The sequence below is a fragment of the Bradyrhizobium sp. NP1 genome, from assembly GCF_030378205.1.
Lineage (GTDB): Bacteria > Pseudomonadota > Alphaproteobacteria > Rhizobiales > Xanthobacteraceae > Bradyrhizobium.
This window is the reverse complement of record NZ_CP127385.1, coordinates 6,896,348-6,922,381: the sequence shown is the minus strand read 5'-3', so window position 1 is coordinate 6,922,381 and position 26,034 is coordinate 6,896,348. Positions and strand designations below refer to the sequence as shown.

At 63.8% G+C, this 26,034-nt stretch carries 20 protein-coding genes; 16 read left to right on the top strand and 4 right to left on the bottom strand.

Features of this window, described 5'->3' with window-relative positions; translation table 11 throughout:
- Positions 1 to 93 precede the first annotated feature (93 nt).
- Genes tolQ through tolB form a run of 4 tightly spaced genes read left to right on the top strand, consistent with a single transcriptional unit; the run spans position 94 to position 3,637 of the window.
- Positions 94 to 807 (top strand): protein TolQ, encoded by a 714-nt coding sequence (gene tolQ, locus QOU61_RS33445; RefSeq protein WP_289655433.1) that lies wholly within the window; start codon positions 94 to 96, stop codon positions 805 to 807.
- 40 nt (positions 808 to 847) lie between these two features.
- Positions 848 to 1,294: a protein TolR gene (tolR, locus tag QOU61_RS33440; protein WP_289655432.1), complete on the top strand. Its 447-nt coding sequence runs from the start codon at positions 848 to 850 to the stop codon at positions 1,292 to 1,294.
- A gap of 13 nt (positions 1,295 to 1,307) precedes the next feature.
- Positions 1,308 to 2,252, top strand: coding sequence for a cell envelope integrity protein TolA (tolA, locus tag QOU61_RS33435; RefSeq protein ID WP_289662024.1), 945 nt, complete (start codon positions 1,308 to 1,310; stop codon positions 2,250 to 2,252).
- Between the two features lie 26 nt (positions 2,253 to 2,278).
- A complete protein-coding gene (gene tolB, locus QOU61_RS33430; RefSeq protein WP_289662022.1) occupies positions 2,279 to 3,637 on the top strand; it encodes a Tol-Pal system beta propeller repeat protein TolB in 1,359 nt (452 codons plus the stop codon).
- Between the two features lie 14 nt (positions 3,638 to 3,651).
- On the opposite strand, the gene QOU61_RS33425 is transcribed toward tolB, so the two are convergent.
- A complete protein-coding gene (locus QOU61_RS33425) occupies positions 3,652 to 4,635 on the bottom strand; it encodes a fatty acid desaturase family protein (RefSeq protein WP_289655431.1) in 984 nt (327 codons plus the stop codon).
- 339 nt (positions 4,636 to 4,974) lie between these two features.
- Between QOU61_RS33425 and QOU61_RS33420 the strand changes: the two genes are divergently transcribed.
- From QOU61_RS33420 to QOU61_RS33390, 7 genes are all read left to right on the top strand, one after another.
- A complete protein-coding gene (locus QOU61_RS33420) occupies positions 4,975 to 7,308 on the top strand; it encodes a putative bifunctional diguanylate cyclase/phosphodiesterase (protein WP_289655430.1) in 2,334 nt (777 codons plus the stop codon).
- Positions 7,309 to 7,479: 171 nt separating this feature from the next.
- Positions 7,480 to 8,217 carry an N-acyl amino acid synthase FeeM domain-containing protein gene (locus tag QOU61_RS33415; protein WP_289655429.1) on the top strand — a complete coding sequence of 246 codons (738 nt, stop codon included), beginning with the start codon at positions 7,480 to 7,482 and terminating at the stop codon, positions 8,215 to 8,217.
- 326 nt (positions 8,218 to 8,543) lie between these two features.
- On the top strand, positions 8,544 to 9,032 hold the full coding sequence (gene pal / locus QOU61_RS33410) for a peptidoglycan-associated lipoprotein Pal (protein WP_289655428.1): 489 nt from the start codon (positions 8,544 to 8,546) through the stop codon (positions 9,030 to 9,032).
- Between the two features lie 369 nt (positions 9,033 to 9,401).
- On the top strand, positions 9,402 to 10,529 hold the full coding sequence (ybgF, locus tag QOU61_RS33405) for a tol-pal system protein YbgF (RefSeq protein WP_289655427.1): 1,128 nt from the start codon (positions 9,402 to 9,404) through the stop codon (positions 10,527 to 10,529).
- An 86-nt stretch (positions 10,530 to 10,615) separates the two neighbouring features.
- Positions 10,616 to 11,635, top strand: coding sequence for a tRNA lysidine(34) synthetase TilS (tilS, locus tag QOU61_RS33400; protein WP_289655426.1), 1,020 nt, complete (start codon positions 10,616 to 10,618; stop codon positions 11,633 to 11,635).
- 229 nt (positions 11,636 to 11,864) lie between these two features.
- Positions 11,865 to 13,787, top strand: coding sequence for an ATP-dependent zinc metalloprotease FtsH (gene ftsH / locus QOU61_RS33395; protein ID WP_289655425.1), 1,923 nt, complete (start codon positions 11,865 to 11,867; stop codon positions 13,785 to 13,787).
- 71 nt (positions 13,788 to 13,858) lie between these two features.
- Positions 13,859 to 14,263: a DUF3052 domain-containing protein gene (locus QOU61_RS33390; RefSeq protein ID WP_289655424.1), complete on the top strand. Its 405-nt coding sequence runs from the start codon at positions 13,859 to 13,861 to the stop codon at positions 14,261 to 14,263.
- A 40-nt stretch (positions 14,264 to 14,303) separates the two neighbouring features.
- Here the strand turns inward: QOU61_RS33390 and QOU61_RS33385 are convergent, their stop codons facing one another.
- Complete coding sequence (locus QOU61_RS33385) at positions 14,304 to 15,803, bottom strand: hypothetical protein (RefSeq protein ID WP_289655423.1); 1,500 nt, start codon at positions 15,801 to 15,803, stop codon at positions 14,304 to 14,306.
- A 218-nt stretch (positions 15,804 to 16,021) separates the two neighbouring features.
- Positions 16,022 to 17,035, bottom strand: a complete 1,014-nt coding sequence (locus QOU61_RS33380; protein ID WP_289655422.1) for a TRAP transporter substrate-binding protein — start codon at positions 17,033 to 17,035, stop codon at positions 16,022 to 16,024.
- Positions 17,036 to 17,333: 298 nt separating this feature from the next.
- Between QOU61_RS33380 and QOU61_RS33375 the strand changes: the two genes are divergently transcribed.
- Positions 17,334 to 18,008, top strand: coding sequence for a TetR/AcrR family transcriptional regulator (locus QOU61_RS33375; protein WP_289655421.1), 675 nt, complete (start codon positions 17,334 to 17,336; stop codon positions 18,006 to 18,008).
- A 153-nt stretch (positions 18,009 to 18,161) separates the two neighbouring features.
- On the opposite strand, the gene QOU61_RS33370 is transcribed toward QOU61_RS33375, so the two are convergent.
- On the bottom strand, positions 18,162 to 19,784 hold the full coding sequence (locus tag QOU61_RS33370) for a hypothetical protein (protein WP_289655420.1): 1,623 nt from the start codon (positions 19,782 to 19,784) through the stop codon (positions 18,162 to 18,164).
- Positions 19,785 to 20,446: 662 nt separating this feature from the next.
- On the opposite strand from QOU61_RS33370, the gene QOU61_RS33365 reads away from it, so the two are divergent.
- From QOU61_RS33365 to QOU61_RS33350, 4 genes are all read left to right on the top strand, one after another.
- On the top strand, positions 20,447 to 22,012 hold the full coding sequence (locus QOU61_RS33365; protein ID WP_289662020.1) for an arylsulfatase: 1,566 nt from the start codon (positions 20,447 to 20,449) through the stop codon (positions 22,010 to 22,012).
- 326 nt (positions 22,013 to 22,338) lie between these two features.
- Entirely contained in the window at positions 22,339 to 22,584 is a 246-nt protein-coding gene (locus QOU61_RS33360; RefSeq protein WP_289655419.1) for a DUF3302 domain-containing protein, read from the top strand.
- Positions 22,581 to 23,522: an HlyD family secretion protein gene (locus QOU61_RS33355; protein WP_289655418.1), complete on the top strand. Its 942-nt coding sequence runs from the start codon at positions 22,581 to 22,583 to the stop codon at positions 23,520 to 23,522. Before QOU61_RS33360 ends, QOU61_RS33355 begins: the two co-directional genes overlap by 4 nt.
- Before the next feature lie 385 nt (positions 23,523 to 23,907).
- Positions 23,908 to 25,629, top strand: a complete 1,722-nt coding sequence (locus tag QOU61_RS33350; RefSeq protein ID WP_289662018.1) for an adenylate/guanylate cyclase domain-containing protein — start codon at positions 23,908 to 23,910, stop codon at positions 25,627 to 25,629.
- Positions 25,630 to 26,034 lie beyond the last annotated feature (405 nt).

Sequence of the window (26,034 nt, the reverse complement as noted above, 5' to 3'; positions counted from 1 at the left end):
GGCGCTCGTCGCCGCGTCCGGTCGCGGCTATCGGAATCGGCAGCCGCAGCTCCCGGGCGTTAAGGGACAATTGGGTTATGAAGGATACCGCTCATGAATCCGGCTGACGTGGCACAGGCAGCGCTGCCGCTGCCATCCGCCGACGTATCGCTGATTGCGCTGTTCCTGCAGGCCCACTGGATCGTGAAAGCGGTCATGCTCGGGCTGCTTTCCTGTTCGGTCTGGGTGTGGGCGATCGCGATCGACAAGCTGTTTCTCTATGCGCGCACGCGCCGCGCGATGGATCGCTTCGAGCAGGCGTTCTGGTCCGGTGAATCGATCGAGGAGCTCTATCGCGCGCTGTCGGCCAAGCCGACGCATTCGATGGCGGCCTGTTTCGTCGCGGCGATGCGCGAGTGGAAGCGCTCGTTCGAAAGCCATGCCCGCTCGATTGCGGGGCTGCAGATGCGCATCGAGAAGGTGATGAACGTCTCGATCGCGCGCGAGGTCGAGCGGCTGGAGCGGCGGCTTCTGGTGCTGGCGACCGTCGGCTCGGCCGGCCCGTTTGTCGGCCTGTTCGGCACGGTCTGGGGCATCATGTCGAGCTTCCAGTCGATCGCGGCCTCGAAAAACACCTCGCTGGCCGTGGTGGCGCCGGGCATTGCGGAAGCGCTGTTTGCCACCGCGATCGGCCTGATTGCCGCAATTCCGGCGACTATTTTCTACAATAAGTTCACCTCCGAGGTGAACCGGCAGGCGCAGCGCCTGGAAGGTTTCGCAGATGAATTTTCCGCCATCCTGTCGCGTCAGATCGACGAGCGCGGGTGAGCGGCGGTATAAGCGTGGCAGCAAGCACGAGCTTTAGATCATGGCGATGAACGTTGCGAGTTCGTCGGGACGAAGCGGGCGTCGCAGCCGGCGCCGGCCCGTCATGGCCGAGATCAACGTGACGCCGATGGTCGACGTCATGCTGGTGCTGCTCATCATCTTCATGGTGTCGGCGCCGCTGCTCACCGTCGGCGTGCCGCTCGATCTGCCGCAGACCCAGGCCAAGAGCCTCGACCAGGACAAGAACCCGCTGACGCTGTCGGTGAACCTGAAGGGCCAGGTCTTCCTGAACGACACCGAGATCAAGCTCGACGACCTCGTGCCGAAGCTGAAGGCAATCACCGATGCCCGCGGCGGCCTCGACGAGCGCATCTTCGTCCGCGGCGACAAGAAGGTCGACTACGGGACCGTGATGAAGGTGATGGGACGGCTTTCCGCGGCGGGCTTCCGCCGCGTGGCGCTGGTGACGGAAGTGGATCAGGGGTAGCCCCAAGGTGAACGTGAAGGTCGACAAGACACTCGTTGCGTCGATTACGCTCCACGTCCTCGTGATCGGATGGGGACTGGTCTCCTTTTCCGCGCGCTCGCTCGAGGCGCCGCCGCCGGAATCGATGCCGGTCGACATCATCTCGGCCGACCAGCTTTCCAAGATCACCGCCGGCATCAAGACCGGCGAGAAGGACAAGCCGAAGCCGATGGTCGAGAAGGTCGCGGCCGAGCCGCCGCCTGATGACGCCGTTGGCAAGATCACGCAGAAAAAGGAAATCGTGACCGCCTCGGCGCCCGAGCCGCCGCCGAAGCCGGTGGAAAAGCCGGTCGAGAAGAAACCCGATCCGCCGAAACCCGTCGCCGAGGAAAAGCCGAAGGACGAGCCGAAGCCGATCGAGAAGAAGCCGGACCCGCCCAAGGTCGATCCGATCGCCGAAGCCCTGAAGACGGAAGAAGCCAAGAAGCCGAAGCCGAAACCGGAGGCCAAGGCGGCGCCGCCGCAGCCGCCGAAGCCGAAGCAGGAGCGGGTGTTCGATCAGTCCAGGATCGCGGCCCTCCTCGACAAGCGCGATCCGACGCGGCAGGCGATCACCGGCTCGGAGCTGAACGCTTCCGCTTCGCTCGGCACCACGCACGGCCGCGCCGCGACGCTGTCGCAGTCCGAGCTCGACGCGATGCGGGCGCGGCTTGCGAGCCTGTGGAACGTGCAGCCCGGCATCGAGCATCCCGAAGAGCTGTTCGTTACCGTGCGCATTCGTCTGGGGCCTGATCGCCGGCTCGCCGGGCCGCCGCAGGTGGTCTCGACCGGCTCCTCGCCGCGCTACCAGGCGGCGGCGGAAGCCGCCGTGCGCGCCGTGCTGCAGGGCCAGCCCTACACGATGCTGCGCGACGAGACCTATGACCAATGGAAATACATGGACATCGATTTCGATCCCCGAACGATGTTCCGCAGTTGATGTTTGAGAAACCAGCAATGTCCGTCATGTCTTTTTCGCTGCCGCCGCTCTCCCTCGACCGCCGCACGCTCCTGATCGGGGGCGCCGGCGCGGCGGCCGGCCTGTTGCTGCCGTCGGGCGCTAACGCGCAGCCGACCAAATTGCAGATCACCGAAGGCACCGTCGCGCCGCTGCCGATCGCGATCACCAATTTCGTGCCGGGCACGCCGGCCGACGGCGAGGTCGGCGCTGGCATCTCCGGCGTCATCACCAACAACCTCAAGCGCAGCGGCCTGTTCGCGCCGATCGATCAGGCTGCCTTCATCGAGCGCATCACCAACAGTGACAACCCGCCGCAATTCCAGAGCTGGAGGACCATCAACGCGCAGGCGCTGGTGGTCGGGCGCGCGACCCGGCAGCCCGACGGACGGCTGAAGGCCGAGTTTCGCCTGTGGGACATCACCTCCGGCCAGCAGATCGGCGGCCAGCAATACGTCACCTCGCCGGAATACTGGCGCCGTATCGCCCACATCATCTCGGACCAGATCTACGAGCGCCTGACCGGCGACAAGGGCTATTTCGACAGCCGCGTCGTGTTCGTCGACGAATCCGGCTCCAAGGAGCGACGGGTCAAGCGGCTCGCGATCATGGACCAGGACGGCGCCAATGTGCGCTATTTGACGCGCGGCAGCGATCTCGTGCTGACGCCGCGATTCTCGCCGAACAGCCAGGAAATCACCTACATGGAGTTCGGCCAGGGCGATCCCAGGGTCTATCTCTTCAACATCGAGACCGGCCAGCGCGAGATCGTCGGCAATTTCCCCGGCATGTCGTTCGCGCCGCGCTTCTCGCCCGACGGCCAGCGCGTCATCATGAGCCTGCAGCAGGGCGGCAACTCGAACCTGTTCGTGATGGACCTGCGCTCGAAATCGACCACGCGGCTCACCGACACGCCGGCGATCGACACCGCGCCGTCCTATTCGCCCGACGGCACGCAGATCTGCTTCGAGTCCGACCGCGGCGGCAAGCCGCAGATCTACGTCATGCCGGCGAATGGCGGGGCAGCGCAGCGCATCTCCTTCTCCAAGGACGACGTCAACGGCAGCTATTCCACCCCGGTATGGTCGCCGCGCGGCGACTACATCGCGTTCACCAAGCAGGGCGGTGGCCAGTTCTCGATCGGCATCATGAAGCCCGACGGCTCCGGCGAGCGCATCCTCACCTCCGGCTACCACAACGAGGGGCCGACCTTCGCGCCGAACGGGCGGGTGGTGATGTTCTTCCGCGATCCCGGCGGCAGCGGCGGTCCGTCGCTGTTCACGGTCGACATCTCGGGGCGCAACGAGCTGCGCGTGCCGACGCCCGGCTTCGCCTCCGATCCGGCGTGGTCGCCGCTTTTGTCGTGACGAGACGCGCCGCGCTACGACGCCGAGGTGGCGACCTGCTCAGGCTGGCTTGAGGCGCAATCGCGCAGCAGCCCGCTGAAATAGCCGTGGGTCACATGCGCGATCTCGGGGTAGGGATGGCGCGTCATCAGCAGCTGATGCAGTTCCTTGAGCCGGAAGCAGGGCACGCTCGGGAACAGGTGGTGCTCGAGATGATAGTTGAGCCCCCACGGCGCGATCAGCCACCGCTCCCAGAACGGCGCCAGCACGGTGCGGCTTTCGTTGAGCACGTTCTCATGCTCAACCGCGTAATGCTCGGCGACGTTGCGCAGGTATCGAATGCCGAGAAAGACCGTCAGTAGCGGGACGATCCAGTAGAGCAGGATCAGTTTCCAGAAGCCGAGCACGATCGAGGCCATCAGGAGCATCGCAAAGAAGAACAGCCGCGCGCGGGCCACCGCGGCCGGAATGTCGCGCGTTTCCTTGTTCTTGTGAAATCCGAAGAAGGCGGAGCCGATCTTCAGGCCGGCCAGATACTGCATGAGATGCATCAGCACGCTGCCGCGCGGCGCCGGGAATTCGAATTCCTTGAGCCCGACATTTCGCTGCCAGTCGGGATCCTTTTCGCTGTTCAGTTCGCGGTGATGGGCGAAGTGCGTATTTCGATAGCCCGCCATCGAAGCCGACGTCGGCAGTGCCAGGATTTCTCCGATGAAGTCGTTCAGCTGCCTGTTCCTGTAGGCGCGATAGTGCGCGGCGTCGTGCATCAGGCCGCCCAGCCCGTTGATCCGCGAACCGACCACGGTGACCGTGAGGGCATAAACCAGCGGATTCCACCAGGTTTCGCTGATCCAGATCGCCGCGACGATCAGGCTGAACTCGAGCAGGGCCGCTGCGGTGAATTTGGCGCTGTCGATTTGCGAAAAATCGCGGATTTCGTCCTTGGACAGAAGGCGCGGAATATCCCGCACACAGGCGTCACCCAGGTTCGCCGAGCGAGCCACGATCGCCTCGGTCATGTCAGTACACTCCACCACCACTCAACTTTCAGCTGCAAAGTACCCTATCTCGACCGTTTTACCAGCCGCGTTAACCCGAGGGTAAGCATGAATTTTAACTAGTGGTTAAGATCTGCCGCAATCCAACGTCGCAATGCGGCCTTCGATGCAACCGCGGCGCCCGCGCAACGACGACGCTGTGCGCGCGTTCAGTAAAATTCGCCTATCTTGCTGATTTTAAAGGCGGAATTTCCGAGCGCTCGGCGAAAGACAACGTCCCGCTAACGATGTTCGCTCAGAAAGACTTCATTAGGTGGCGCTAGAAGTACGGATCGTTTCAAAGGACGTCCGCGCGCGCAAATGCAGTTGGTCGATCAAAAGAGCCGGAGCAGCCGGGAGGAATTCGAGCCCATACTCTATGCGGCGCTCGTGGATTCCCAGTGCCAGAATTTCTGGCCGGTCCTGTTCGGCTCGGCCTGCGCTGCCGTGGCGGCGATCCTGACCGCGCTGAAGACCGACAACGTGCTGCTGTGGCCCTGCGCCGCCGCGATCGTCGCGATCGGCACGGTGCGCGCCTTCCAGATGCGCAAGCACGAACGGCGCACCTCGGCGCTGACCTATGAGCAGGCCAAGGCCTGGGAGCCGCATTACCACGTCGGCGCGCTTGCCTATGCCGCCGCCCTCGGTATCTGGTGCTTCATCACCATCGTCGGCAGCGATGATGCCATCGCTCACATGCTGTGCGTTTCCGTGACCGTCGGCTACACCGGAGGCGGCGCGGCGCGCAACTACGGCAATCCCAGGCTGATCCAGCAGCACATCATCGCCTCCTGCGGACCGATGTCGCTGGCGCTGGCGATGCATGGCGGGCTCTATTACATCGGCCTCGCCGTGCTGCTCGGGCTGTTCTTCATCAGCCTCAGGGACATCAACCTCAACGTTCACGGGATCTTCGTCAAGGCGCTGACCTCGGGCTTCCGCGAGGCGGCGCTCGCCAGCCAGTTCGACACCGCGCTGAACAACATGCCGCACGGACTTTGCATGTTCCGCGCCGACGGCAGCCTTGCGGTCGTCAACCATCGCTTCATCTCGATGATGGAGCTCTCCGAGGATTTCGTTCGCCGCGGCGTGAGTGCAGCCGACATCGTCAGCGCCTGCGTGGTCGCCGGATCGATCTCGGCGATGAGCGGCAAGATCATCCTGGCCGAGATCGAGAATTCGCAGGCGCGCGACATCGTCACCACCGATCCCGATCCGTCCCGCGGCCGCTCGCTGTCGTGGACGTTCCAGCCGATGGCCCGTGGCGGCGCCGTCGTGCTGCTCGAGGACATCACCGAACGGCGCAACGCCGAGGCGCGCATCAGCCATCTCGCGCGCTATGACGAACTGACCGCGCTGCCCAACCGGGTCAACTTCCGCGACGAGATCGAGCGCCTGTTGAGGGTGCCGCATGACGCCGATCAGCTCTCGGCGCTCCTGTTCGTCGACCTCGACCAGTTCAAGCAGGTCAACGACACGCTCGGTCATCCCTGCGGCGACCAGCTGCTGTGCGCGGTGGCCGACCGTCTGCGCGAGATGCTGCGCCCGGAGGATTTCGTGGCGCGCTTCGGCGGAGACGAGTTCGTCGTGTTCCAGCAGAACATCAGGTCGACCGAGGATGCCGCCGTGCTGGCGCGCCGCATCGTCGATCGTCTGAGCGAGCGCTACAAGATCGACAATCACCTGGTCGAGATCGGCGCCAGCGTCGGCATCGCGATGACCGAACCGGGCGTCAGCGCCGACACGCTGCTCAAGAACGCCGACATGGCGCTCTATCGCGCCAAGGCCGATGGCCGCGGCACGTTCTGCTTCTTCCGGGACGAAATGGCGCAGATCGTCGAGGCGCGCCGCATCCTCGAGCTCGACATCCGAAAGGCGCTGGGCAACGAGGAATTCGAGCTGTACTACCAGCCGCTGGTCAACCTGAAGTCGGGCAAGATCACGACCTGCGAAGCCTTGCTGCGCTGGAATCACCCGGTGCGCGGCACCGTTTCCCCGGTCGACATCATCCCGGTCGCCGAGGACATGGGCCTGATCGTCGACCTCGGCCGCTGGATCCTGCGCAAGGCCTGCATGGAATGCATGAAGTGGCCGGAAGCGGTCAGCGTCGCCGTCAACTTCTCGCCGCAGCAATTCCATCAGCGCGACGTGCTCGGCGAGATCCGCTACGCGCTTGAGGTCTCGGGCCTGCCGGCGCATCGCCTCGAGATCGAGATCACCGAATCCTCGCTGTTGCGCAACACCCAGTTGACGCATGACGTGCTCTCGCAGCTGCGTTCGCTCGGCGTGCGCATCTCGCTCGACGATTTCGGCACCGGCTATTCGAGCCTCAGCTACCTGCACAATTTCCCGCTGCAGAAGGTCAAGATCGACCGCTCTTTCCTCGAAGGCATCGACACCGTCCGCCCGCTGACGCTGTTGCGCGGCGTGGCACGGCTGTCCGCCGAGCTCGGCATGTCGGTCGTGGTCGAGGGCATCGAGAGCAACGAGCAGCTCGAGCTGATCAGCGCCGACGGCGCTGTGACGGAAGCGCAGGGCTACCTGTTCAGCCGGCCGGTGCCTGCCGCGCGCATGCGCCAGCTCCTCAACGCCTCCCATGGCCGGCGCGTGCCCGAAGAGCCTGCGCTCATCGAGATTTCACGCTCCATCGCCTGAAGCATCTCCTTCCGAACACCGCTTTCTGAAGACCGCCGACCCCGGAGAAGATTTTTCTCGCGCGGTTGTCCGTGGTTTTGCGGGTTAACCCTAATCCGGTGATTGCTTTGCAAATCTGTTAAGAAGCTGTTAACTTTTTGATACTCGCTCGGAAGTTGTCGAGAACCGCGAATGAAGCATAGTACGAAGGTCCACGCTGAGGCACCGAGCCGGGTGATTCCACGTCCGACAGAACTGCTGAACCAGGTCGACTACCGCCTCGCGCAGACATCAGCCGAAAAGGAAGAGATCTACGGGCTGCGCTATCGGGCCTATTTGCGCGAAGGTGCCGTCAAGGAATCGGTCGAGCAGCGTGTCACCGATCAATATGACGATTTGCCCAATTCCTGGACATTCGGGGTCTATCTCTACGGAGAGCTCTTGAGCTCGCTGCGCATCAGCGTGCTGACCTCCGAATGGCGCCAGTCATGTTCGGCCGAGGCCTTCGGCGAAATCCTTCACCCGCGCCTCGATCGCGGCGAGGTCATCGTCGATCCCGCGCGCTTCGTGGCGGAACCCGACAAGGCCAAGCGGTTTCCGGAACTGCCCTATCTCACGGTGCGTCTGGCTTACATGGCGTGCGAGTACTTCAAGGCCGATCTCGGCCTCGCCATCGTCCGTCCCGAGCATCAGGGGTTTTATCGCAGGGTCTTCCTGCACGAGACCATCGCCGAGCCACGGCTGTTCCCCGGCCTCCTGAAGCCGGTCGGATTGATGGCGGCCGATTTTCCGACATTCCGCGACAAGGTGTTCGATCGCTACCCGATGATGCGCTCCAGCGCTTTCGAGCGCCGCATGCTGTTCGAGCGGACGCATGATGAGCCCTTCGTGATCGCCGCCGACACCCGCGCGGCCACGATCGTTCCCTGAAGTCCCGGACCGGGCTGGGCAAGGCGCTTTTGGCGCGCCGGTGCCCATTGAGCCTCCGCAGCCGGCTTCAGCGCTGTGGCCTGATCCACTCAGGTGCTGGAAAATCGGCGAAAAGCCGTTCATTTCCACGCATTTCCGGGGGCCGGGCGGCTTGCCTTCACCCTCGCGCCACATTTACAAATCATTAACTATCGCGGCCGCTTTTCGTGGATCGGGGGCATTTGACCGGGTCTGGCAAGACCCCGTCAAGGTTGACGGAACGTTCGCTTAACCAACCCCCTGTAGACCGGATAGCAGTAAAAAACGTGAGCGTTGGAGGCTCCGGAATGAAATACCAGATGCGTATCCTCCAGGGGTTGAAGCTGGCTGCGGTGCTGGCAGTGGCCCTGTCGATGGGCGCCTGCGCCAACAAGAATCTCGGTGCCGACGCCATGGCGAGCGCTGCGACCCCGGGCAGCCAGCAGGATTTCGTGGTCAATGTCGGCGACCGCGTGTTCTTCGAGAGCGACCAGACCGATCTGACCCCGCAGGCGATCGCGACCCTGGACAAGCAGGCGCAGTGGCTCCAGACCTATCCGCGCTACACCTTCACCATCGAGGGCCATGCCGACGAACGCGGCACCCGCGAATACAACATCGCGCTCGGCGCCCGCCGTGCCCAGTCGGTGCGCAGCTTCCTGGCGTCGCGCGGTATCGATCCGAACCGCATGCGCACCATCTCCTATGGCAAGGAGCGCCCGGTCGCGGTCTGCAACGACATTTCCTGCTGGTCGCAGAACCGCCGCGCCGTCACCGTGCTGAACGCCAGTTCCTGACGCGCAGGCCGCTCGATTTGACCTTCGGTTTCCGGCGCCTTCGGGCGCCGGTTTGTTTTGATCGGCGGGTCATTTGATCGGCGAGTCATTTGATCAGCACGTCAAAGGCCGTGTTTGTTTCTGGTGCCGTCGATTTCAAGTTCCTGTATCGTATGCGGTGAATTCCGTCAGGAACTTCAAATCGAAAAACGACACCGGAATCATAAAGTTGCTGCTACCCTTTGGTTTCCGAAGTTCGTCTAGGGGGTGCGGCTGCGTATGCGAACTTCGGAAGGTGGGTTCTAGTCACATTTTTGGCGTACCCCTTCCGCAATCTGCGGCGCTTGTCGCGCCGATCTCCGGGTCAGGACAACTCGTCGTCAGGACAAAATGTCATCCTCATTTCATAGGGTTAGCCGTGCCGTGGCGATTGCCGCGGCGCTTGCAGTCACATCGCAGGCCGCCTTCATGTCGAACGCCTTTGCGCAGGCGGACGACTCCGACGCCGAAATGCGCGTCCAGCGGCTGGAAGAGCAGCTGCGCAAGCTGACCGGCCAGAACGAGGAGCTGCAGTACCGCAACCGCCAGCTCGAGGAGCGGTTGCGCCAGCTCGGCGACGGCGCGCAGGCCGCGCCCGGTGCGCCGCGGCCGGCCGGACAGCCCGGCGTCGCGGCCGCGCCTGGCTATGGCCAGCCGCCGGTCCAGCAGGGGGCCGGTTACGGCCAGCCGGCGCAGCCGGGCTACGGCCAGCCGCAACAGGGCTACGGACAACCGCAGCAAGGTTATGGTCAGCCGCAACAAGGGTATGGCCAGCAGCCCGCCTACCCGCAGCAGCAGATCGCTTCGCCAGCGCCGATCGTCCAAGAACCGTCAGCGTCGTCGGCGCAGGGCGGCGTCAGGCGGCGCGGCGATGCGTTCGATCCCAGCCAGAACCCGAGCGCGCCCGGCGCGCCGCAGGCGCTCGGCGGCGGACAGCTCCCGATGTCGGCGCAGCCCCAGGTCGGGGCACCCGGCGGACGCGGGGCAGGGGAGCCGCTCGATCTCGCCAACACCGCGCCGCGCTATCCGCAAGGCGGGCCGCCACCTGCCGGCAACCCCAACGCAGCCGGCGGACTAGCCACCTTGCCGCCCTCCAACTCGCCGCGCGACGAGTTCGACCTCGGCATCGGCTACGTCCAGCGCAAGGATTATGCGCTCGCCGAACAGACCATGCGCAATTTCGCGCAGAAATATCCAAGCGATCCGCTGGTCGCGGATTCGCAATACTGGCTCGGCGAAAGCCTGTTCCAGCGTCAGCAATATCGCGACGCGGCAGAGGCCTTCCTGGCGGTCACGACCAAATACGACAAGTCGGCCAAGGCGCCGGATGCGCTTTTGCGGCTCGGCCAGTCGCTCGCCGCGCTCAAGGAGAAGGAAGCGGCCTGCGCCGCGTTCGGCGAGGTGATGCGGAAATATCCGCGCGCTTCCGCAGGCGTCAAAGCCGCCGTCGACCGCGAGCAGAAGAAGGACAAGTGCTGAGGCGGCCGGGCCGGTGCGCCGGCCAGCCGCTTTTCGATTTTTCTCGTTCCGCGCTAGGCTTGTCGTGCTTTTGAGCCCGAACCGCCATGCGTGACGACGACAATTCCCCGATCCCGGCGCAGGAGGCGCGGCACCTGTTTGCGGATTTCAGGCGCGCGCCCGCGCTTGTGCTCGCGGTGTCGGGCGGCCCGGACTCGGTGGCGCTGATGTGGCTCGCGGCACGCTGGCGCAAGGGGCTGGTCCGCGGGCCGCGGCTCGTCGCGGTCACGATCGACCACGGACTGCGGCCGGAAGCCGCGCGCGAGGCGCGCGAGGTCAAGCGGCTCGCCCGCGCGCTCGATCTCGAGCACCGCACCCTGCGCTGGCGCGGGGCCAAGCCGAGGCGAGGGGTGCCGGCGGCGGCGCGCGAGGCGCGCTATCGGCTGCTGGCACAGGCCGCACGGCGCGCCGGCGCCAGCCATGTCGTGACCGCCCATACCCGCGACGACCAGGCCGAGACGCTCCTGATGCGGCTGTTGCGCGGCAGCGGCATTGCCGGGCTCGCCGCGATGGCGCAACAGAGCGAGCGCGAGGGCTTTCTGCTGGCCCGGCCCCTGCTCGACGTGCCGAAGTCGCGGCTCGTCGCGACGTTGTCGCGGGCCGGCATCGGTTTTGCCAACGATCCCACCAACCGCGACACCGCCTTCACCCGGCCGCGGCTGCGCGCGTTGCTGCCGGCGCTCGCCGCCGAGGGCGGTGATGCGCGGAGCCTGTCGCGGCTCGCGAGCCGGCTGGCGCGGGCCAATGCGGCGATCGAGATCCTCGCCGACGGGGCCGAGCGCTACCTGGCGCTGAAGGACTGCGCCGTGGCTGGTCCCGGCTTCGATGCGGCCGCCTTCGCGGGCTTGCCCGAGGAGATCCGCCTGCGGCTGCTCAAGCGCGCGATCGACCGCTCCGGCCACGAAGGGCCGGCGGAACTCGGCAAGGTCGAGGCGCTTCTGGCGGCGCTCGACCAGGCGGTGTCGGCTGGAGCGGGCCTGAAACAGACCCTGGCCGGGGCCGTGGTCAGCCATGCGCGGGGACGGGTTCGCATCTTGCCTGCGCCAGTTCGCCGCCCGCGACGCTAGCTGCTGCGAAACGGCCTTAACCACCCGGAAAACACGGGTTTTCAGTGCCATTATTTGAGCCGGAATTGCGCTAAACTGGGCTAAATAGTCGGATATCGTTCTCTTGGCAGCAGGGCGCGCGGCACCTAAATTGTAATTTGGTCGAGCGGGGGGATTCTCTCGTGGTCACCCAGGCATTCGTCCAAGAGGACAAGACGGCCGCGATCCGCGCGACCACGAAGGAAGATCAATGAACGCCAATCTGCGCAATTTCGCCCTCTGGGTCATTATTGTCCTGCTGTTGTTGGCATTGTTCACGCTTTTCCAGAATCCTGGCCAGCGCACCTCCTCGCAGGACATCTCGTTCTCGCAGCTTCTTTCCGAGGTCGATCAGGGCCATGTGCGCGACGTCGTGATCCAGGGTCCGGAGATTCACGGCACCTTCACCAACGGCTCCTCCTTCCAGACCTATGCGCCGAGCGACCCGACGCTGGTGAAGCGCCTGTATGACGGCAAGGTGCAGATCACGGCGAAGCCGCCGGGCGACAACGTGCCGTGGTTCGTGTCGCTGCTGGTGTCCTGGCTGCCGTTCATCGCACTGATCGGCGTGTGGATCTTCCTGTCGCGGCAGATGCAGGGCGGCGCCGGCAAGGCGATGGGCTTTGGCAAGTCGCGCGCCAAGATGCTGACCGAAGCGCATGGCCGCGTCACCTTCGAGGACGTCGCGGGCGTCGACGAGGCCAAGCAGGACCTGCAGGAGATCGTCGAATTCCTGCGCGACCCCGGCAAGTTCCAGCGCCTCGGCGGCCGCATTCCGCGCGGCGTGCTCCTGGTCGGCCCTCCCGGCACCGGCAAGACCCTGATCGCGCGCGCGGTCGCGGGCGAGGCCAACGTGCCGTTCTTCACCATTTCCGGCTCCGACTTCGTCGAGATGTTCGTCGGCGTCGGTGCGAGCCGCGTGCGCGACATGTTCGAGCAGGCGAAGAAGAACGCGCCCTGCATCATCTTCATCGACGAAATCGACGCGGTCGGCCGTCATCGCGGCGCCGGCCTCGGCGGCGGCAATGACGAGCGCGAGCAGACGCTGAACCAGTTGCTGGTCGAGATGGACGGCTTCGAGGCCAATGAGGGCGTGATCCTGATTGCCGCCACCAACCGCCCCGACGTGCTCGATCCGGCGCTGCTGCGGCCCGGCCGTTTCGACCGCCAGGTGGTGGTGCCGAATCCCGACGTCGTCGGCCGCGAGCAGATCCTCAAGGTCCACGTCCGCAAGGTGCCGCTCGCGCCCGATATCAATCTCAAGACCATCGCGCGCGGCACGCCCGGCTTCTCCGGCGCCGACCTGATGAACCTCGTCAACGAGGCTGCGCTGACCGCCGCGCGTCGCAACAAGCGCATGGTGACGCAGGCCGAGTTCGAGGAAGCCAAGGACAAGGTCATGATGGGCGCCGAGCGCAAGTCGCTGGTCATGACCGAGGAAGAGAAGCTGCTCACCGCCTATCACGAGGGCGGCCACGCCATCGTCGGCCTCAACGTCGTCGCCACCGATCCGATCCACAAGGCGACCATCATTCCGCGCGGCCGCGCGCTCGGCATGGTCATGCAGCTCCCCGAACGCGACAAGCTATCGATGTCGCTGGAGCAGATGACCTCGCGGCTCGCCATCATGATGGGCGGGCGTGTCGCCGAAGAACTGGTGTTCGGCCGCGAGAAGGTCACCTCAGGTGCTGCTTCCGACATCGAGCAGGCGACGCGTCTGGCGCGCATGATGGTGACGCGTTGGGGCCTGTCGGAGGAGCTCGGCACCGTCTCCTATGGCGAGAACCAGGACGAGGTGTTCCTCGGCATGTCGGTGTCGCGCACCCAGAACGCCTCGGAGGCGACCGTCCAGAAGATCGACTCCGAGATCAAGCGTCTGGTCGAGGAAGGCTACAAGGAGGCGACCCGCATCCTCACCGAGAAGCGCGCCGACCTCGAGACGCTCGCCAAGGGCCTGCTCGAATTCGAGACGCTGACCGGCGACGAGATCGCCGACCTGTTGAAGGGCAAGAAGCCCAACCGCGAGTCGGTCCTGGAGCCGAGCGCGCCGCGCACCTCGGCGGTGCCGCCGGCCGGCAAGCCGCGCCCGCGTCCCGATCCGGACCCGGGCCTGGAGCCGCAGCCGCAGGCGTAAGCGCTGGATCTTGGTTTGAGCATGATCTTTTCGGAAAACCGGTTTCCACTTTTCCGGATCATGCTCTGACGATGGCCGGCTATTCCGGCAAATCACTCACGCAAAAGCTCGGCATCAAGCCGGGCTTTCGCATTTTTGTAGACCATGCGCCCAAGGCCTATCGCGATGTGGTCGGCGAATTGCCTGATGACGTAAAGATCGTCACGCGTCTGAAGGCGCCGCTCGACATGGTGCATCTGTTCGCGCGTGACGCGGCCGGACTCGGCGCGCGGCTCATCGCCTGCCGCGACGCGATCGTGCCCGACGGCATGGTGTGGGTGTCGTGGCCGAAAAAGGCGAGCGGCGTTGCGACCGATCTTTCCGACGTCGTCGTGCGCGACACCGCGCTGCCGCTCGGCCTGGTCGACGTCAAGGTATGTGCGGTCGATGACGTCTGGTCCGGACTGAAATTCGTGATCCGCAAGGAGAAGCGCTAGAACGCGATGGCTTCGGTGCGAGCAGCCATCGCGGCCGCGCTCAGTTGCGCGGCGCGGCGGGCGCGGACGAATCGGCCCGCGGGCCGTTGTCGCGGACATGGATCACGGCGATGTCGTCCTTGTACAGCCGCTTCCAGCCTTCGGTGTGATCCAGCACCTGCGCTGCCGGCGAGGTGGCGTTCAGCAGCGTGGCGTCGATCCGGTATTCCTCGAGCAGATGCAGCAGGGTCCCGACCTTGCTGGCCTCGACCGCGTCGAAATAGTCCAGCACGAATTTTTCGCCGTAGAGCTCGGCGCGGCCGTCGATGAAGGCCTTCATGTCGCGCGCGATCAGGTAGCCGCCGAACGGTGCGGTGCTGAAGATCCGTTTGGCGCCGCGCTCGCGCAGCAGATCGACCGCGGCGACCGGGGTCTGCTGCGGCAGGAATTCGAAGGGATGATGCGCCGTGAACGACGCGGTCGTCGCCCATGCGGCCGCACTGATCGTCAGCGCCGCGACGACGGTGACGAAGGACCAGGATTTCGCCTCGGTCTCGCGGACCTGTTTGCCGCCGCCCCATTGTTCGGCGATCGGCTTCGCCAGCACGAGCGGCGCGACGAAGGCGAACACCTCGATGTTGCGCACATGCGTCAGCGCCATCCAGATCAGGCCGAGCAGCAGCAGGATGCGCGGCACCGACAGCGTCAGCCCGCGATAGAAGGTGAGCCCGATCAGGCCGAGCAGGGCGGCTTCGAAGAAGCTGAACGTGCTGAAATCGGCCGGCCGCCATTCCCAGATCAGCGACAGCAGCTTGCCGAGGTTGAGGATCTTCGCGGCGCCGAGCAGCGTCTCGGGTCCGTAGGGCGTGCAGCAGCTTGCCGCAAGCGCCGCCAGCCCGAACAGCGCCCATCGCACGGCAAGCGCAAGGCGTCGCGTCGGCTCGGCGCTCCACAGCGCCTCAAGCCCGATCGGTCCGATCAGTGCCAGTCCGAGCACGAAGCCGCCATGCAGATTGGCCCACAGCGCCATCAACGGCAGCAGCCACCATGACGGCGCTTTGCTGCGGTCGGCGGCCGCCATAAGCCCGCCGATGAAAGCGAGCATCACGGGCAGCGCCAGCATGTGTGGCCGCGCCAGGAAGTGCGTGGTCGACAGCAGCAGCGCCGCCGTCGCGATCAGGATCGCGCGCGCGGAATCGAAGTAGGGCTCCAGGCAGTGCAGGAAGACCGCGGCGGTCGCGCCGATCGCCAGCGACGTCAGGACGACGGCTCCGGCCCAGTCTGGTCCCTGATGCACCAGCGCGTACAGCACCTGCGCAAGCCAGGAGCTCGAGATCCACGGCTCGCCGGCTCGCGTGAACGAAAAGACGTCCGTGTAGGGCATCGCGCCATGCTCGAGGATCCATTGCCCGACCCTGGTCTGCCAGTAGGTGTCGGAGTCCCGCAGCAGGATCTCGCCGATCGACAGATAGAACAGATAGGCGCCGGCGCCGGCGCAGAACGCGATCAGGCCGCGCGGCGCGGCGCGGACGGCGAGGTTGTGGGTAATGGAAAGGGACATCGGCTCTCGGCTTGTCTTTGGGTCTTGGCCCGATCGGGCGGGCGAAAACGGCGCGCAGCGCGCCGATGGCTCGCCGCACTTGAGCATGGCTCCCTATAAATTCGGGTAAACCGCGCAGCTCGCGATTGCGCGCTGGCGGTTCAATTTGCAGCACGGATATTAAGCCGGGATTCACCATGCGCGCGCGTTGCGCCCGCACGGTGAGGCGCTGCGGCGGATCAGCCGAGCTTGCCGACCTCGGCCTCGAGCAGCGACCAGCATTTGGCGCCGAGCTTCTCCTTCCAGGTCGCATAGACGGAAGGAAGGCGGGCGCGGAAGGCGGTCTGGTCGACCTCGTTGAACAACAGGCCGCGTCTTGCAAAATCATCCCGCAGCGACGCGTTCAGCGCCGCCTGGTCCTGGCGCTGCAGGCGGACGTATTTGGTGACGTTGCGCTCGATGGTGGCCTTGATGTCGTCGGGCAGCGCCTTCCAGGTCGCCAGATGCGCCATCTCGTTGAAGCCGGACCACATGTGGTTGGTGAGGCTGACATACTTGACGAGCTCGTAGAGCTTGAAGCCTTCGAGGATCGCCAGCGGATTTTCCTGCGCTTCGACCTTGCCGCTCTTGAGCGCGTCGTAGATCTGGTTGGCGCTGGTCGTCACCGGCTGCGCGCCGAACGCGCTGAAGGTGTCGATCATCATCTGGCCCGGCGGCACGCGGATCTTCATGCCTGCGAAATCGGACGGCTGCGCCACCGGCCGCGTGACGGCCGCAACCTGGCGCATGCCGTTGTCGAAGCCCGCGATCGGAAACAGGTACATGCCCTTGGCCGCCATCTCCTCGCCGATATAGCGGCCGAGCGCGCCGTCGATCACGGTGTGCGCTTCGGCGGCGCTCTTGAAGGCGAACGGCAGTTGCTGCGCTTCGGCCACCGGCACCACCGTGCCGATGATGCCGCCCATCAGTGTGAAGAACTGGATTTCGCCCGAAATCAGCTTCTTCAGCGCGTCGGGATCGCCGCCCGGCAGCTTGTTGTTTTCGGCGTAGACGGTGGCCTGGACCCGCCCGTTGGTCTCGGCCGAAATCGCCGCCCACATCGCGGTGAGATTCTTGTGCAGCGTGCCCGAGGCGGCCTGGTTGTGATACTGCGCGAAATCGTATTCGGCGGCCCGCCCCTGTCGCACGATCAGGGCCGGTCCAAGCGCCGCCGCGCCCGCGAGGAGCGAGCGTCTCGTCCAGTTTCTTGTCATTGGGGCTCCTCCCGGCACGCCCCGTGCGGGGGTGCATGATCGTGAAGCAACGACTGTAAGTCGGCGCCTTGCGCGGTTAAACCCAAGATTGCTTGAACCTTGCTTTGTTAAGCATCGGCGTCGGCATGCCCTGGCGCGGCGGCGCTTTCGGACTAATCCCATTTGCTGCTTGTCATCCAGCCTGAATAGTTGTTCAGTTCTTGGAAGGCGATTTGCGTGAATCGCCCAACAGAAAACGGCGCCGCGTTCGACCGAGTCCTCGGCTGAGCCGAATGCGGGGGATTTGAGGAAACGCGCCATGGTTTATCGGCGAACCCATCAGGTGGTGAAGCGGCTGGCCGCGCGGCGCAGCGCCATCCTTTCGGCCGCGCGCGATGCGGCGATCGAGGCCGGCATGGCCGCGGTGCAGATCGCGCCGGTCGCGGTCCGCGCCAATGTCGCCGCCGGCACCGTGTACCGCTACTTTCCGTCCAAGGCCGACCTGATCTCGGAACTGATCAACGACGTCTCGCGCGACGAGCTTGCCGCGATCCGCCGCGCCGCCGATGCGGCGCCAGGGCCGTCATCGGCGCTGGCCGCGGCCATCTCCACCGTTGCCGTCCACGTGCTGTCGCAGAAGAGGCTCGCCTGGGGCATCCTGGCCGAGCCCGTCGATGTCGACGTCTCCGCCTCGCGCCTGGCAAGCCGGCGCGAGATCGCGGCCGAGATCGCTAGCAGGATCGATGCCGCCGTGCGCGCCGGCCACCTGCCGGCGCAGGATACCCAGTTGGCCGCGACTGCGCTGCTCGGCGCGCTGCATGAAGCCCTCGTCGGCCCGCTCGCGCCCGACAATCTGGCCGATCCTGCGAAGCTGCGCGACGTCGTACAGGGCGTGACGCTGCTCTCGCTGCGCGCGGTCGGCGTGATGGATGCCCGCGCCCGCGGCCTGGTCGTGCAGGCAACCGTGCCGGTGAAGACGCTGGTCGGCGCGTAGGCACTACTTGCCGATTCCAACCCAAAGGCGACATTCGACGACGTCGAACGCCGAGCCAGCCCTGAGCTAAAGCAAGCTGCACGAGTTGTGGCAGAGATCGAGCAAGACTGTTGCTGCTCTGGGACCGGCGTCTTGCGGCCACACGGGTGACGGTCAGTTCGCTAGATAGGACCTCGCCTCGGCCAGTTCGGGGCGCGCCGGACCGGCGGGTTTGCTTAGCGCCACAAGCTTGCGGTAGGCGTCGTGAGCGGTCACGGAGTCACCCGTCTGTTTCGCGGCTCGGGCCTCGCCGAGAAGGCTGCGGAAGCGATTGGGATCGGTACTCAACATCTTCTGGTACTCGATCAGGGCCGCCGCCGGCTGGTTGAGCTCGAGCAACAGATCGGCCAATAGCTCGCGCGCCGGCAGCACCGAGGACGGGGTCGCCGGGTGCTTGTCCATCGTGGCGTCCAGATCGACCGCGGCCCGCACCAACGCAATGGCCGTTTTGTCGTCGCCTCGGACGTGCGCCAGGATGCCGGCGGCCGCCAAACGCTGGACCTCGACCTGGTTGGCCCAATAGGCGTTGTTGCCCTTCAGCTTGTCTTCAAGCGATTGAAGGCGGCCGATCTCCGCCTCGGCGCCGGCGATGTTCCCGGTCTGCGCATCGCCCAGCGCGCGGGCATAGGCGATCATCGCTCCTGCCCAGGGAAAGCGCTCAAGCGGGAAACCGATCGCCGGCTCGCTCAGCGCGGCGGCGGCCGGCCAGTCGCGGCGCTCGAGCGCATAACGAGCCGGGATCGCGGCGACAGCGTAAGCCGCGCCCAGGCTCTCACCCTCACCCTCGCGAAAGGCGACAAGTTCGTCGACCACCTCTTTGGCCGGGCCGTCCTGCGCGGTCTGAAGATAGGCGTATTCGAGATAGTCCATCGTGTGGAGGGTTTCCTGATCATAGCTCCCCGGCCCCCGGCTCCTGTGCACGTAATTGAGGGCGGCGGTGTGAGCGGCGCGGTTCGAGTCGATCGATTGCTGCCACATGCCAAGACGGGTGAAGATGTGCGACGGCATGTGCAGCGCGTGTGGCACGTCGGGCGCGACCTTGGCATAGCAGATCGCGGCGTCCAGCCCCGCTGCGGCGAATTGTGGCGAGTCGTCGCTGTGGATCAGGTAATGCACGACGCCAGGGTGGTTCGGTTCCTCCTTCCAGATCTTGTTGAGGATCTCGGCCGCCTTTCCTTGGTTGGCAAAGGTCTTGTCGGTCTTGAGCGCACTGGCGTTCAGCGCCAAGGCATAGAACACCGCGGCCTCGCGGTCGTCCGGGTAGCGCTCATACACCTGCTCCATCGCCTTTTCGTAGGCGACCGCACGCGTCTGATGGTCGAGCTTGTCATTGTCGCGATAGAAGGCGGCGATCGCTGCGATGTAATCCGCCTCGCGCGGCGTCTGGGTCGGGGCCGCCATCGCCTTGGCGATTGCATCGGAGCCGGCTTTGAGTGCGGCCGGCGACGGGGGATACCACAGCGGGTACCAGTGACTCATCGCGATGCCCCAATAGGCCATCGCACAGCCGGGCTCGGACGCGGCGATCGCGGTGAACTGCTTTAACGCCTCGGGGTACCAGAACGAATGCAGAGTCCAGGCCGCGTGCTTGAATGCTTGTTGTGACGTCGGCTCACAGGAGATCGTGAAATCGACTTCCTCGATGACCTTGGGCGCGGTCTCCGCCCGCGCCCCCTGGACCTGCAACGCCAGCAGTGCTGCAGCAACGAAACCCGTTGAAGTTCGATGATAAGCCATGGCGATACCCTCGCGGCTGCTTGGGCCTGCTCCACCATCGGGAGTCGAACGGCCAGTATCTGTGACCTAGCTGACACTCGACTATCAAACATTCAACATATCAGATCTTGCGGAAGGGAGCGTCATAATGATGGTCGCGAGGGATGCCGCATTTCCTCCGATGGCTCCGGTTTCACCGCCTCGGTCCAGCCGGATCGGATGCGATGAACGCGGTACATCAGCGGACGAACGATGATGCGCGCGGACGGCCAAGTGATGTGGTCCTGGCATCCCGAAACCACGGCGGCTGGCGCGCGCTGAATTTTGAGCGCGCCGTTTAACTGGCGAACGAGAACTGCGGGGAAGGCGAGGGCAGCCGGAGCGACAAAGGTCTCGGGGTGTGGCGGCTCGCAAGCGGCACCTACGCTATGTCTGCTTTCGAGGGCGAAGCGGAATAGTTGTCCTCGATCGGAGACTTGCCGATTTTGACCCCTTTCGGACATCGCGCACCGTTCAGACAGGCATGCTGGCCCATTCCCGGCCTGTGACCTTCGGTGGCGCTGGCGTAGGCTTAAGAACTTGTGGTTCATGCGCGTTCAACGCTTGGGGGCCCAACGGCCTCCTTGGTAACGGAGGCTGAAGACATGAATAGCTCGATCCTCAGAAAATTTTTACCTGTTTTGATGGGCTCGGTTTTCGCCGCGGTATCTCTTGCGCCCGCTGGCGCGCAGCAACAGCAAAGACCCAACATTGTTATCATCTGGGGCGATGATGTTGGCCAGTCTGACATAAGCGCCTACTCTCGCGGCCTAATGGGGTTTAAGACGCCCAATATCGACCGCCTCGCAAGTGAGGGCGTGATGTTCACCGACTACTACGCCGAGCAAAGTTGTACCGCCGGGCGGGCGTCATTCATCACCGGACAGTCTGGCTTGCGCACCGGCATGACCAAGGTCGGCTTACCCGGTGCCACGCTCGGGTTACAGAAGGAAGACCCGACCACTGCCGAGTTGCTCAAACCTCTCGGCTATGCGACTGGGCAATTCGGCAAAAACCATCTCGGCGACCGCAATGAGTTCCTGCCGACTGTGCATGGCTTCGATGAGTTTTACGGCAACCTCTACCATCTGAATGCCGAGGAGGAGCCTGAGTTGCCGGACTACCCAAAAAGCCCCGAGTTCCGTGCTCGGTACGGACCGCGCGGCGTGATGGATTGCAAGGCCTCGGACAAAGACGACCCAACAATCGATCCGCGCTTCGGCAAGGTCGGCAAGCAGGTATGCACTGATACCGGTCCGCTCACCAGAGCGCGAATGGTGACTATCGACGACGACATCGCAAGCCGGGCTGTGGACTTCATGAAGCGGCAGAAGACGGCCGGTAAACCAGTATTTGTCTGGGTGAACTTCACCCACATGCATTTTCGCACCCACACCAAGCCCGAGAGCATAGGCCAGTCGGGGCGTTGGCAGAGCCCGTACCACGACACAATGATCGATCACGACAAGAGTGTCGGCACAATCCTCAAGGCCTTGGATGATCTGGGCATCGCGGACAACACTTTCGTCATGTACGGGACCGACAACGGCCCGCACATGAACAGTTGGCCAGATGGAGCAATGACGCCATTCCGCAACGAAAAGAACTCGAATTGGGAAGGGGCCTACCGCGTGCCAGCCATGTTCCGTTGGCCGGGAAAAATCAAACCGGGTCAGGTGTCCAACGACATCGTCAGCCATCTTGACATGTTGCCTACGCTTCTGGCGATAGCCGGCGACACGCAGGTCACTGACAAATTGCTCACGGGCTACAGAGTCGGCGACATGACCTACAAGGTCCATCTCGATGGTTACAACCTCGTCCCATCCCTGACTGGGCAAACCGAAAAGAGCCCACGAGAGTCTTTTTTCTACATCAACGACGATCAACAATTGACCGGCCTGCGGTACGACAATTGGAAGTTCGTGTTCTTGGAGCAGCGCGCTCCGGGACAGTTGCTGATCTGGGCCAATCCCTTCACCAATTTGAGAGTCCCGAAGATATTCAATCTCCGGACCGATCCCTACGAGCGGGCGGACATCACATCGAACACGTATTACGACTGGCTCATCGATCACGTGTTCCTCTTGGTGCCCGCGCAGGATTACGTGGGCCAATTCCTAGCCACATTCAGGGAATATCCGCCGCGGCAGAAGGCGTCCAGTTTCAATATGGACGAAGTCCTGGCGAAGCTGAAGGAAGCTAAGTAAGTCGCCTCCGCACTTGCAATCTGCGGCCGATGAATTCCTGCGTCGGCCGCCGCCGAACGGTCTCGCTGAAGCCCAGTAACGGATAAAGACGGGCTTGCTGTCGCAGCAAATATGGCGGCGCGTCTGTTTCGATTTACGGCGACAAGTTCGGCGCTGCCGCCACGACGATCAGTGGATCGGAAATGGAGGCGGAGCCATGATCAGTACCGTGCTCGCAGCACTCGCTCTTATTAGCGCCATGGTGCGGCTCTATCGCCCGCGCGCCGAGCTTCTCAACGACACATGGAAGTTTCCGGAGGCGCAGCCGGTCATGTGAGGAGGCAGACATGAGTGGACTCGACATTTTCGCCTGGATTGTCCTCATCATCCTGGTCGCCAGCGTCGTCGCGGTATTCTGCATCGCCGGCTGGCTGCCGGGACACATCGCCAAAACGCGGGGACACCCACAGGCGCAAGCCGTCACCGTGGCCGGATGGGTCACGCTGATTTGCGGTTTTGCATTGTGGCCGGTGGCGCTGATCTGGGCCTATGTCGACGTGCCTGCACCGCATAACAGGGAGCCACAGCCATGATGATCGCCATCATGAGCGTCTACCTCGTGCTGCTGTTCGCACTGGTGCGACTGGGCATCGTTACTTTCAATCTGTTCTGGAAGGTTTCGCCCTTCATCGTGTTGTTGTTTTTGAGTCTGGGCCTGTTCATCCCGATGGGATGGGGCGCGCCACAAGGGCCGGCCTTAGTGGTCCGGAACGGAGTATCGATTGTGCCGGACGTCGCAGGCGAGGTGAGCGAAGTTCCGGTGCAGCCGAACACGCCGCTCAAGGCGGGCGACGTGCTCTTTCGGATAGACCGGACACCTTACGAGGCGCAGGTCAAGGCGATCGAGGCGCAGTCGAAGCTCGCCGACCTGCGTCTGTCGCAAATGACGCAATTGTTTGAGCGGGACGCGGGCCGCGCCTTCGACGTCCAGCAGCGGCAGTCCGAAGCCGATCAGCTCCGGGCGCAGCTGGACAACGCGCGATGGAACCTGGACAAGACGGTCGTGCGCGCGCCGGTTGACGGCTACGTCACCAACGTCGCGCTCCGCAAGGGCGCGCGCGTCGCCAATCTGCCGCTCTCGCCTGTCATGGCGTTCATTGACACCTCCGAGACCCTAGTCGGCGTGGAGATCGCGCAGAATGATGCCCGCTACATCGCGCCGGGTCAGCCGGTCGAGGTAACCTTCAGGCTCTTGCCCGGCACGATCCACACCGGCAAGGTGGAAACCGTTTTCCAGGCGATCTCGACGGGGCAGCCCCAAACCTCCGGACTCGCGGTGACGCCCAAAGCGATCGAGTCGGCGCCCTTCGTGGTACGTGTGAGGCTCGACGACGAGGATCTGTTGAAGCGTCTACCGGCGGGAAGCACTGGGACGGCGGCGATCTTTACCGACCATGTCAAACCGGCGCACGTCATCCGCAAGGTACTGCTGCGCCAAATCGCGATCCTCAACTACGTCAATCCGTTCTGATGGAAGGGGCCAGATGAGACTGCCAGGCGGTGCGACCGCACGGCCTAGCGAATACGCTTATCGAATGTCTGCATTTGGCCCTACTCGGACTTGCCGCGATGTCCGTTTTCGCGCAGCTATCGGGGGCGTAGCTGACATCAAACACGCCCTGATCTATGGCTTCACGATTTATGACTGCGCGCCCTAGGGCGAAGCGGAATAGTTCTCCTCAATCGGAGACTTGCCGATTCTGACCCATCTCGGACATCGGGCAATCGGACATCGGCTTATTTTTCTGCTAAATAGTTATTTGATTTCCCGGCCGAGGTGCGTCTTGAGCGAAGAGCGCGTGGAACGGCGACTGGCGGCTATTCTTGCGGCGGACATCGCGGGATATAGTCGGCTGATGGGGGCCAACGAAGAAGGTACGCTAGCCCAGTTAAAGTCGATTAGAAAAGCGCTTGTCGACCCCGTAGTCGCGGCGCATCGCGGTCACATCGTCAAGACTACGGGCGACGGAATGCTGGTCGAGTTTGCCAGCGCAGTCGATGCGGTGCGCAATGCGGTTGAAATCCAGCGCAGCATGGCCGAGCAAAATACCGCCGTGCCGCAGGATCAAAGGATCGAATTTCGCATCGGCATTCATGTCGGTGACGTTATTTTTAATGATAATGATATCTTCGGCGACGGCGTCAACATTGCTGCCCGCCTTGAAGGCATCGCCGAACCGGGGGGGGTCTGCATGTCCGATGATGCCTATCGGCAGGTTCGAGGCAAGGTCGAGATCGCCTGTGATGATCTGGGACAGCAGTCCCTTAGAAATATAGCTGAGCCGATGCGAGCGTGGCGGGTACGGCTGACTGGTCAAGCCCCTTCCGCAGTAAAATCGGGTCTGGCTATGAGCCAACCTGATGTCCTCCCTCCCCCCGACAAGCCGTCCATCGCCGTGCTCCCGTTTCAGAACATGAGCGGCGATCCGGAACAGGAATACTTTGCCGATGGAATGGCCGAGGACATCATCACGGCGCTGTCTCGTTTCAAGGCGCTATTTGTCATCGCCCGAAACTCCAGCTTCACCTACAAGGGGCGCGCCGTCGACGTGAAGCAGGTGGGGCGCGAGCTTGGGGTACGCTACGTGTTGGAAGGGAGCGTTCGCAAGGCGGCAAACCGAGTGCGCATCACGGGACAACTGGTCGATACCGCTACTGGAGCACATCTTTGGGCCGATCGGTTTGATGGCGGGCTCGGCGACATCTTCGATCTGCAGGACCAGGTGACTGAGAGCGTTGTCGGGGCGATCGCGCCTGCGGTGGAAAAAGCCGAGATCGAGCGCGCCAAGCGCAAGCCGACCGCGAGTCTCGACGCTTATGCCCTCTATTTGCGCGGTCTGGCCAGGCTTTATCAGTTTGGTAACCGGCAAGCGAACGACGAGGCATTGCGCCTGTTCAACAGCGCGATCGAGCTCGACCCGGATTTTGCCTCCGCCCACGGTCGTGCAGCCTTTTGCTACGTCATTGCCAAGATCAATGGCTGGATTTCGGACACAGCGAACGCGATTGCCGAAGTGAAGAGGCTCGCCCAACGGGCGGTTGAGTTGGGCAAGGATGACGCGATCGCGCTCGCCGCTGGCGGGAATGCGTTAGCGTTTGTTGTTCGGGATCTCGGGGTAGGCGCCGGCTTGATCGATCGCGCGCTTGTGCTTAATTCCAACTTGGCCGAGGCATGGAATTTCGGCGGCTGGGTAAAAATCTGGCTCGGCGAGCCGGAAACGGCGATCGAGCGCTTCGCACGTGCCATGCGCCTGAGCCCACTTGATCCGTGGCTGTTGGGAATGCGAGCCGGGACCGCGTATGCACATTTCTTCCTGGTCCGCTATGACGAAGCGGCATCATGGGCGGCAATGGCATTGCAGGACAATCCGGACTATCAACCTGGGCTACGTATCACCGCCGCAAGCAACGCCATGGCCGGGCGGCCGGAGCAAGCACACAAGGCAGTGGCTCGGCTGCGAGAGCTGAACACCACGCTGCGCCTTTCCAATCTCAAAGACGTGCTTGGCCCTTATCGACGTGCTGAGGACGTCGCGCGATATGAAGAAGGATTGCGGCAAGCAGGGCTGCCCGAGTGACCATCCCGGCCAAGGTACTCGCCCTTGGCGACGAGGTGATCGAATGAGCGCGGCTCCGCTAATGGCACGAACCGGACTTGCCGCGATGTCCGTTTTCGTGCCGCTGTCGAGGGGCATAAGAGATGTGGCAGGTAGTCAGGTCGAGAAAAGGCTCTTGAGTATTATGTCCGTTTATGGGCCCACGCCGACCCATGACGATGTCCGCCTCTGAGCCTGTGTTGGCGAGATAGTGGGCACTGCCGAGCCTCCGCATCAATGCGGCGACGAACGCGCAAGCAGCGGAAAGCCAGTTCGCCAAAGCAGTCCGGTTCATTCGCGACCTCTCTTGCGCAATATCGATCGATAAGCCGCTGCTGTGCGCGTCACCGAGAGTGAGCTGGCCGCAAAGAGACGCCGGGAGGCATC